At 70.0% G+C, this 9555-nt stretch carries 10 protein-coding genes; 4 read left to right on the forward strand and 6 right to left on the reverse strand.

Annotated features, from left to right (window positions below; all coding sequences use genetic code 11):
* Positions 1–295: 295 nt before the first annotated feature.
* A complete protein-coding gene (locus tag KIH73_RS10545; protein ID WP_219083303.1) occupies positions 296–958 on the forward strand; it encodes a flavodoxin in 663 nt (220 codons plus the stop codon).
* 173 nt (positions 959–1131) lie between these two features.
* Here the strand turns inward: KIH73_RS10545 and KIH73_RS10550 are convergent, their stop codons facing one another.
* The gene (locus tag KIH73_RS10550; protein ID WP_219083305.1) at positions 1132–2025 is read right to left on the reverse strand and encodes a LysR family transcriptional regulator; all 894 of its coding nucleotides are present in this window, start codon (positions 2023–2025) and stop codon (positions 1132–1134) included.
* 181 nt (positions 2026–2206) lie between these two features.
* On the opposite strand from KIH73_RS10550, the gene KIH73_RS10555 reads away from it, so the two are divergent.
* The 3 genes from KIH73_RS10555 (at position 2207) to KIH73_RS10565 (ending at position 5160) form a co-directional block, all read left to right on the forward strand.
* A complete protein-coding gene (locus KIH73_RS10555) occupies positions 2207–3055 on the forward strand; it encodes an aldo/keto reductase (protein WP_219083308.1) in 849 nt (282 codons plus the stop codon).
* A 51-nt stretch (positions 3056–3106) separates the two neighbouring features.
* Entirely contained in the window at positions 3107–3979 is an 873-nt protein-coding gene (locus tag KIH73_RS10560) for an aldo/keto reductase (protein WP_219083320.1), read from the forward strand.
* Between the two features lie 152 nt (positions 3980–4131).
* Positions 4132–5160 (forward strand): aldo/keto reductase, encoded by a 1029-nt coding sequence (locus KIH73_RS10565; protein WP_219083310.1) that lies wholly within the window; start codon positions 4132–4134, stop codon positions 5158–5160.
* On the opposite strand, the gene KIH73_RS10570 is transcribed toward KIH73_RS10565, so the two are convergent.
* The 5 genes from KIH73_RS10570 to KIH73_RS10590 all read right to left on the reverse strand — a co-directional run bounded on the left by KIH73_RS10570 (position 5144) and on the right by KIH73_RS10590 (position 9354).
* Positions 5144–5974 (reverse strand): SDR family oxidoreductase, encoded by an 831-nt coding sequence (locus KIH73_RS10570; RefSeq protein WP_219083311.1) that lies wholly within the window; start codon positions 5972–5974, stop codon positions 5144–5146. The two genes, KIH73_RS10565 and KIH73_RS10570, sit on opposite strands and share 17 nt — an antisense overlap.
* A gap of 229 nt (positions 5975–6203) precedes the next feature.
* Complete coding sequence (locus KIH73_RS10575) at positions 6204–7115, reverse strand: LysR family transcriptional regulator (RefSeq protein WP_219083312.1); 912 nt, start codon at positions 7113–7115, stop codon at positions 6204–6206.
* 25 nt (positions 7116–7140) lie between these two features.
* A complete protein-coding gene (locus KIH73_RS10580; RefSeq protein ID WP_219083314.1) occupies positions 7141–7998 on the reverse strand; it encodes an aldo/keto reductase in 858 nt (285 codons plus the stop codon).
* A gap of 63 nt (positions 7999–8061) precedes the next feature.
* On the reverse strand, positions 8062–8274 hold the full coding sequence (locus KIH73_RS10585) for a hypothetical protein (RefSeq protein ID WP_219083316.1): 213 nt from the start codon (positions 8272–8274) through the stop codon (positions 8062–8064).
* 63 nt (positions 8275–8337) lie between these two features.
* Entirely contained in the window at positions 8338–9354 is a 1017-nt protein-coding gene (locus KIH73_RS10590) for an alpha/beta hydrolase (RefSeq protein WP_219083318.1), read from the reverse strand.
* Positions 9355–9555: the final 201 nt, after the last annotated feature.

Consider the following 9555-nt stretch of genomic DNA (forward strand, 5'->3'; position numbering starts at 1 on the left):
CAGCCTCAACGCCTCTCGCCGAAACCCGTCATCATAACGCTTCCTCCGATCCTCCCGCATACGCAAGAACCGCACCTCCGATCATCGAATCTGAATTTCTCCAGTCCAACAATCGGGGTGCGGTTCATTCGTCCGGGGCGCGGCCCTTTCGTATACCCGGCCATGCGACTTGACATGAAGCCGCTCGAACGCGTTAGCGTCGAACCGTCCGGCGCCGAGGCGAGACCGGCCGCGGCGCCGCCGCGCCGTGCATCACCACGTCATCACACCATCGCATCACCGTAAAGGAGCAGATATGCGCATCACCCGTACATGGCGTTCCCTGACCGCGCTGGCCACCGGGCTGGCCCTGACCGTGAGCCTGGCCGCATGCGCCGGCGGCTCCGGCACCGCGTCCGACGACGCCCCGGCCGATACGCAAGGCGATTCGCGGACCGCCGGCCAGGGCGCCTCCGACGGCGCGGCCCGGTCGGACGGCGGCACGCTGGTCGTCTACTACTCGGCCACCGGCAACACCGAGCGCGTCGCGCGGATCATCGCCGACGCCACCGGCGGCGACCTGTTCGCCCTCGAACCGGTCGACCCGTACACCGACGACGACCTGAACTGGACCGACGAGAACAGCCGCGTCAGCGTCGAGCACGAGGACGAGTCGCAGCGCGACGTCGACCTGGTCGCCGACACGGTCGACGGCTGGGACCAATACGACACCGTGTTCATCGGCTACCCGATCTGGTGGGGCATCGCCGCCTGGCCGGTCGACGGCTTCGTCGAGGCCAACGACTTCACCGGCAAGACGGTGGTCCCGTTCTGCACGTCGGCCAGCTCCGGCATCGGCGGCAGCGGCGACCAGCTCGCCGAACTGGCCGGCACCGGCGACTGGCTCGAGGGGGAGCGCTTCTCGTCCGGCGCGGACGAGGCCGACGTCCAGGCCTGGATCGATGGCCTGGGTCTGTGACCGCACCGCGCGCGTCCGCTGATGCGTCTCGCCGCCGTCACTGATCGACCGGATCGGCGTCGTGGCGCCGGCGATGCCGGATCCGCTGGTGCCCTCGATTGGCCTCGGCGTCGTCGTCAACATCGCGGCCGAATCGTTCGCCTGGTGAACCGCGCCCGGACCGTTCGATTCCCTCAGACGCGCGCCGCGGTGCCGTCGGCCGCGCCCGATTCGCGGGCGGTCTGGCGCGACACCCAGTCGAACACCTCCTGGGTGCCGCCCCCCGCGTCCGTGCGCGCCACCAGGTAGTAGACGGCCTTCGCCGCGTCGTCGCTGATCGGCACGGCGACATGGTTGGCGTCGATGGTGTCCATGCGCTGGTACGGCGCGTTGGTGACGAAGAACGGCGTCGTGGTGGTGGCGACGAGCTGGCGGAACACCTCGCGGTCCTCCTGCAGGATGAAATGCGAATGCGGCATATAGCGGTTGCAGAAGTCGCGCCAGAACCCGATCTCCGAATACAGCAGGAACGTCTCGCCGTCGAGCTCGGCGAGCGTGACGCTCGGTTTGGCGGCGAACGGGTGGTCCGGCGGCACCGCCACGAACAGATCCTCGGCCATCAGCCGGCAGGTGCGGAACGCCGGGAAGCGCAGCTCGGACGTGGAGATGGCCAGGTCGATGACCCCGTTCATCAGCAGCCGTTCGATCTCGCGCTGCGTGATCGTCTCCGAGGAGAGCATGATGCCGGGGAAGCGCTCCACGATCAGCGCGGTCAGGTGCCACAGCGGGGCCGGCGCCACCGTGCCGATGCGCAGCGCGTTGGCGGCCGCGGCGATGCGGTCGAGCGCCTCGCGCATCAGCCGCTCGTCGCGCAGGATCGGGCGGATGTACTCCAACGCGATGCGCCCGGTCTCGTTGATCTCGACGTGCCGGCCCTCGCGGCGCAGCAGCGGGTGGCCCAGCTCGTCCTCCAGCCGCTTGATCGAACGGCTCAGCGTGGGCTGGGGCATGCGCAGCTCGTCCGCGGCGGCGCTGATCGTGCCGTAGGCGGCCACCGCGTCAAACTGCCGGAGCTGCTCGATATCCATAGGGGCCCCTTCCTCGCGACGGATGGTGATATATGCATTGTACGTATAAGCGAACGTGTGTCCCGCATTTTGCTCCGGGCGGATGGACGGCGAGAATCGTTGGTGCGGGCGCGTACGGCGGGGGCCCGACCGCCGCGTGCCGGCGAGGATCGATACGAATCGATACGACAAGGAGCGTTCCATGATCACCTACACGATGAACGACGGCCACACCATCCCGGCGGTCGGCTACGGCGTGTTCCTCATGACCCCGGCGCAGGTCGAGGAGCACCTGCCGGAGGCCATCGAGGCAGGCTACCGCCACATCGACACCGCCAACGCCTACTTCAACGAGAAGGCAGTGGGCCGCGTCGTCAGGCGCAGCGGCATCGACCGCGGCGAGTTCTTCATCACCTCCAAGCTCTTCCCGCAGGACTACGGCTACGAGGACTGCGGCAAGGCCATCGACGCCACGCTGCGCCGCCTGGACACCGACTACCTCGACCTGCTGCTCCTGCACCAGCCGTACGGCAGGTACACGGAGGCCTGGAAGGCGATGGAGGAGGCCGTCGCGGCCGGCAAGGTGCGCTCGATCGGCCTGTCGAACTTCAACCAGGCCAAGACCCGTCAGGTGCTCGACGTGGCCGAGATCGTCCCGGCGGTGCTGCAGGTGGAGATGCACCCGTACTGGAACCAGCACGAGATGAAGGCCTTCCTGGCGGACAGGGACGTGACCTTCGAGGCGTGGTACCCGCTGGGCCACGGCGACGCCGCACTGCTCAACGAGCCGGTCTTCGCCGAGCTGGCGGAGAAGTACGGCAAGAGCCCGGCGCAGATCATCCTGCGCTGGCACCTGGAGGAGGGCAACGTCGTCTTCCCCAAGACCCTGAACCCCGCGCACATGGCCGACAACATCGACGTCTTCGACTTCTCGCTGACGCCCGACGAGGTCGAGCGCATCAACGCCCTGCCGCAGAAGGCCTACTACGTGGTCGCCGACGAGCCGCCGGCGTTCGTCCAGGCGCACTCCGACTGGGACGCGCAGGAGTGAGCCGCACCGACGGCCGACGTACGGACAACGAAAGGAACGGGACATATGGATATGGAATATCGTGAGCTGTCGAACGGCGTGAGGATGCCGGCCATCGGCTACGGCGTCTTCCAGGTGCCGAACGACGAGACGGCCCGCTGCGTGCGCGAGGCGCTGGAGGTCGGCTACCGGCTGATCGACACCGCGCAGGCCTACGGCAACGAGGCCGGCGTCGGCGAGGCGGTGCGCGCCAGCGGCATCGACCGCGACGAGATCTTCGTCACCTCCAAGGTGTGGGTCGCGAACATGAACTACGAGCGCGCCAAGGCCTCGATCGACGCCTCGCTGGAGGCGATGTGCCTGGACCACATCGACCTCATGCTGCTGCACCAGGCCTACGGCGACTACCACGGCGCCTGGCGCGCGATGGAGGAGGCCTACCGCGCCGGCAAGCTGCGCGCGATCGGCGTGAGCAACTTCTACCCGGTCCGCCTGGCCGACATGTGCGCGTTCGCCGAGATCGCCCCGATGGTCGACCAGGTGGAGACCAACGTGTACTGCCAGCAGGTCGAGGCGCACGCGAACATGGAGTCGCTCGGCGTGCTGCAGGAGGCGTGGGGCCCGTTCGCCGAGGGCATGAACGGCTTCTTCGCCGACCCGACGCTCACCGCGATCGGCGCCAAGTACGGCAAGACCCCGGCGCAGGTGACGCTGCGCTGGCTGATGGACCGCGGCATCGTGCCGCTGCCCAAGTCCACGCACCGCGAGCGCATGGAGCAGAACCTCGACGTGTTCGACTTCGCGCTCGACGACGAGGACCGCGCGGCCATCGCGGCGATGGACACCAAGGCCCCGGTGGTCTGGGACCACCGCAGCCTCGAGGTCGGCCGCAACCTGCTCGGCATGATCGCCGAGCACCAGCTCGGCGGCGCCAAACTGTACTGATCGTCCGCGAACCGCACGTCGCGAACCGCAAGGTGCGATTGATCGATGCCGGCGCCGGCGCGAACGCCCCGCCCGACCGACCAACCGGACGGGGCGTCCGCGTATCCGCGGCGGAAAAACGGACAGGGAAGACAAGGAGAAAGGAAACCGACATGGACACACGCGTACTGGGCGGCTCTGGCATCGAGGTCTCGCCCGTGGGGCTGGGATGCATGGGGTTCAGCCATGCGTACGGCGCGCCGACCGACCACGACGAGGCCGTGGCGACGATCCGCCGGGCGTTCGACATGGGGTACACGTTCTTCGACACCGCCGAGGTGTACGTCGGCACGTACGCGGACGGCACGCCGTCGGTCAACGAGCGGCTGGTCGGCGAGGCGCTGCGCGACGTGCGCGACCAGGTGGTCATCGCCACCAAATGCGGCATCCGGATCCGCCCGGACCGTTCGCTGGAGCCGGACGGCAGCCCCGCGGCGATCCGCCGGTCCGTCGAGTCCAGCCTGCGCAACCTCGGCGTCGAGACGATCGACCTGTACTACCAGCACCGCATCGACCCGAAGGTCGAGCCGGAGACGGTGGCCGAGACGATGGCGGCGCTGATGCGCGAGGGCAAGATTCGCGCCTGGGGCGTCTCCGAGGCCGACGAGGCGTACCTGCGCCGGGCCCATGCGGTCTGCCCGGTCGCCGCGGTCCAGAACCGGTATTCGATGATGGCCCGCTGGCACGAGGACCTGTTCCCGGTGCTGGAGGAGCTCGGCGTCGCCTTCGTCGCGTTCTCGCCGATGGCCAACGGCATGCTCAGCGGCGCGTACGCCGCGGACACGGCGTTCGGTGCCGCCGACTACCGTGCGGACATGCCGCAGTACACCGCGGAGGGGTTCGAGCGCGCCCGCAACCTGCTGGCCATGCTGCGCCGGACGGCCGACGCGCACGGCGCGACGCCGGCGCAGGTCTCGCTGGCGTGGATGCTGCGCAGGAAGCCGTACATCATCCCGATCCCGGGGTCGCGCAGACCGAAGCGTCTGGAGGAGAACCTGCGCGCCGCGCAGGTCGCGCTGACGTCCGACGAGATCGCCGCGATCGACGACGCGCTCGACCATATGGACCTGCAGGTGTTCGTCGTCGTGTATGGCCCGGCGCCTTCCGTGGCGCCGGGCAGGCGCGTCACTCGGTCGGCCTGAGCGGGCCGTAGAAGTAGGAGGCGGTCGCGCCGCCGTCGATCAGGAAGTCCGCGCCGGTGATGAACGCGCCCGCCGGACCCATGAGCAGCTCGGCCACGTTCGCGACCTCGTCGGCCGTGCCGGGCCGGCCGGCCGGGCACTTGGCGAACATGGTCTTGTAGAAGCCGCCGCGCGGGCCGTTGAACTCGTCCAGCGCCAGCGGCGTGACGATGATGCCCGGGGAGATCGAGTTGATGCGGGCGCCGCGCTCGCCCCACCTCACCGACTCGGCCATCACGCGCTTCTCGTTGCAGCGCTTGGCCATCTGGTAGGCGTGCAGCGTGTCCTTGATGCGTTCCGGCCGCAGGATGTCGAGCTCGAGCAGCCGCTCGGTCGGGGTGGTCGCCAGCTGCTCGTCCTGTTCGGGGGTGAGCGCGGGCATGCGGTGGCCGGACTGGCTGGAGATCGTCACGCCGACGCCGCCGGGGGCGATCACCTTGCCGACCTCCTCGAGCAGCACCGCGGTGCCGTACAGGTCGACGTGCAGGATCGCCTCGATCGGCGCCTGGCTGGGGGAGACGCCCGCCGCGTTCACCAGCATCGTGATGTCGCCGTACTCCTGCGCCTTGGCGATCACCGCGCGGATGTCGTCGCGCGAGGACAGGTCCATCGTCATCGGCACGGTGGTGAATCCGGCCTGGCCCATCGTCGTGGCGATGGCCTCGGCGTTGCCGGGGTTCTTGTCGGCCACGACGATCGTCTTGCCGAAGCCCATGCGGCGGGCGATGGCCATGCCGATCTGTCCGGCGCCGGTGAGGATCATCACGTCACCCATATGCGTTCCTTTCGTCGTGATGTCTGGATGATGGTTCCAGCATGCCGGATCCGATCCGGCGGGACGCCGGGCATACGATGGGTTTTGTTGCGACGCCGATAAGTTCCGCCGATCACTCCGGTGGCCTGCGCATATGGCGATGCGGCGGCGGGCGGGGCCATCACATGCGATAAGCCGGCCCGCCCGATCGGCCCGGCTTATCGCATGCCGCGGATCGTCGCGGCGCGCGTCAGGCCGCGTCGGCGGCGGGGCGCGCCAGCATGCGCTCGACCAGGTCGGCGAAGCGCGCCATGTTCGGATTGGGGTTGTCCTTGAGCCAGAACGCGCAGAATCGACGCGTCAGGCGCCGGCCGCGGCGCTTCAGCGGCAGCCGCGCCAGCCCGGGCGGGACCGGCTGCATCGCGCCGACCTGGTCGAGCAGCAGGAACCCGTCCGCCGTCACGACCTGCATGCGCGCCTGGATCAGGTCGGCCACGAACCGGTACGGCCCGGCGAACCCGTAGACGAGCCGCACGTAGTCGGCCTCGGTGGTCTGCTGGTCGCGCGGGGCGACCAGCACGCAGGGCCGGTGCGCCAGCGCGTCGGTGGTGACCGACGCCCCGGAGGCCAGCGGCGAGGATTCCGGCAGCTCGATCATCGTCGGGGCGTCGGCGAGCACGCGGTTCTCGTAGTTGTCGGAGAACGCGCGCCGCTGCTCCATCAGCGCCATGTCGGCCGTCCCGTCGATCAGCGCGTGGCGCGTCTGCTCGTGCGTGGCGAACCTGGTGTCGACGGCCACGCCGGGGTACGCCCGCGAGAACGCGATGACGGCGTCCGTCAGGTCAAGCCCGGCGTAGGTGTTGAGCACCCACACCCTGAGCGCGGACGGGGCGCCCGCGACGTTGCCGATGCGGCGCGTCTCGCTGGCCAGGGTCTCGATCTCGCCGAGGATCGCACGGGCGCGCACGTAGAAGTGCTCGCCGGCGCGCGTCATCTCGAACCGCCCGTGGTCGCGGTCCACCAGCGTGACGCCCAGCTCGCGCTCCAACGCCTGGATCTGCTGCGAGACCGCCGACTGCGAGACGAACAGCCGTTCCGCGGCCGCACGGAACCCGCCGGACTCGATGACCGCCACGAAATACCGCATCTGTCTGATCTGCATGCTTCTCCGATCGTCGCCGCGGCGCTCAGGGCTGCGCGTCGAAATCCGGGCGCCCCATCGTGAACGCCACGCGCCTGAGCGGCCCCGGCATGCGGAAGTACGCGCGGTCGCGGTCCAGGCGCGCCAGGTCGTCCATCTCGTACTCGTCGAGCTCGAAGTCCCCGATGGCGAGGTTCTCGCGGATATGCGCCGGATCGTGCGAGCCGGGCACCGCGATGCGGTGCGACTGCACATGCCAGCGCAGGACCACCTGCGCCGGGGTCCGGCCGTGATGCCCGGCGATCCGCACGATCGTCGGATCGGCGAGCAGCCGCGCGTCGCCGTGCCCCAGCGGATACCAGGCCTGCAGCGCGATGCCGTTGCCCTCCAGCAGCCACTGCGCCGATTCGAGCTGGCGGTACGGATGGCATTCGAGCTGCATGACCGCCGGCTGCACGTCGGCATGCGTCATCACGTCGTGCAGCTGCCGGGCGTCGAAGTTCGACAGCCCCAGCGTGCGCACCTTGCCCGCCCCGACCGCCTCCTGCATCGCGTCCCACGCCTCGAGGTACCGGCCGGCCGGCTGGTGCAGCAGCAGCACGTCGACGTAGTCGGTATCCAGCCGCCGCAGCGTGGCGTCGATGGCCGCCGCGGCGTCGGCGCGCCGGTAGCACGTCGGCCACAGCTTGGTCTGGACGACGACCTGCTCGCGGGGCACGCCCGACGCGGCGATGCCGCGCGCGACCGCACGCTCGTTCATGTAGACGTTCGCCGTGTCGACCAGACGGTACCCGCATTCGAGCGCCGTGGCGACGGCGCGCTCGCAGTCGTCCGGCGACAGCCGGAAGGTGCCGAGGCCCAGCGTCGGCATGGCCATGCCGTTGTGCAGTTGAATCGTGGACATTGCTCGCCTCCCTCGGTCGTGCGCGCCCGTCGTCGGCCGCGCTGGCGTATCGGGGCCGTCGCCTCAGCGGTCGAACAGCCAACCCATGATCGTCGTGTCGTGGCCGGACGGCGCTCCGCCGCCGCCATGCTGGTTCGTCACGCCCCGGTCCGTGAAATAGCCGGAGTCCTTGACGTCGAGGACCAGCAGATCGTCGATCTCGTCGTCGGACAGCCCCTGCCGCCCGTACAGGGCGTGCAGCCGCGCACAGGCGTCCTCGAAGGGTTCACCTTCCATGATATTCGTCGCCCCGCCGCCGACGGGAGCCGCGGGCGTGTGCCGTCCTGTGGTCGCCCGCGATTAGTGCAGGTCGAAGACGCGGCGTACGAAGTTGCCGACCTTGCGCCAGTAGCGCTCCGGATCGACCGCGGCGCCGCGGGTGTGCCCGGCGCCGGGCACGAGCATGCGCTGGCGGTCGATGCTCGAGCACGCCTCGTAGTTGCGCTCCAGCGAGGTCGGGCTGACGAAGTCGTCGTCGCCGCCGTGGATGAACATCATCGGGATCGTGGTGTGGCGCAGCTGGCGCAGGCAGGAGGCGTCTCGCAGGCCGTACCCGGCGCGGCGGCGGCAGATCAGGCTGATGCACGCCACGAACGGGGTCGCCAGCCATGCGGGCAGGTGGTAGGCCGAGCGCGCCGCGCCGAGGAACTGCTCCCACGCCGAGCAGTAGCCGCTGTCCTCGATCGCGGCCACGACGTTGCGCGGCAGCGACGGGTCGCCGGCGGCCATCATGACGGCCGCGCCGCCCATCGAGTTGCCGTGCAGCAGGATGCGCGCCTCCGGGTCGCTGGCCGTGATCATCGCGATCCATCGCATCAGGTCGCGCCGCTCCAGCCAGCCCATGCCGATGTACCGGCCCTCGCTGAGCTCGTGGGCGCGCATCGCCGGCACCAGCACCGTGAATCCCATCGCGGCGTAGCGGTGCGCGTACCGGGCCATCTCGGCGGGCTCGCCGGTGTACCCGTGGCAGCAGACGGCGTACAGGTGGTCGGCCGGGTGGGCGCAGTCGGGGTCGAACAGCCAGCCGTGCAGCGTCAGCCCGTCCTCGCTGGTCGTGGTGATCGGCTGGCGCGATTCGTCGAACCAGTCGGCGTCGGCGATGTCCTCCGGGGTCTGCGGGCAGTCCTCGTCCGCCGGCAGCTCGACGCCGAGCCGCTCCAGCCGCTCGCGCATCGTGCGGCGCGACCCGGCGTCGAGCGCGAAGCGGAAGGCGAGGTCGGCCGCGGCGACCACGACGCCGCCGGCGATCGCCGCCGCGACGCCGGAGCCTATCAGGACCTTGCGCATGGTGGATGTCGTCTGGATGTCGCGCGTCATTGCAACCTCGATCCCTCGTCGGACGTGTTCGCCTTCCAGTGTAGCCGCGGACGCCGGCCGGGGCGGGCAGGCGGGGCGGCGGGTCGCGCGCCGGGAGGGGCGCCGCGCGAATCCGGTCGCCGGCCGGACGGCGCGGACGGCGGCACCAACGCCGCTCGTCCACGGCTCCGCCTGGCCGCGCCGCGCGGTCCGCGGGCGCAG

This window comes from Bifidobacterium phasiani (assembly GCF_019331775.1).
Taxonomy (GTDB): domain Bacteria; phylum Actinomycetota; class Actinomycetes; order Actinomycetales; family Bifidobacteriaceae; genus Bifidobacterium; species Bifidobacterium phasiani.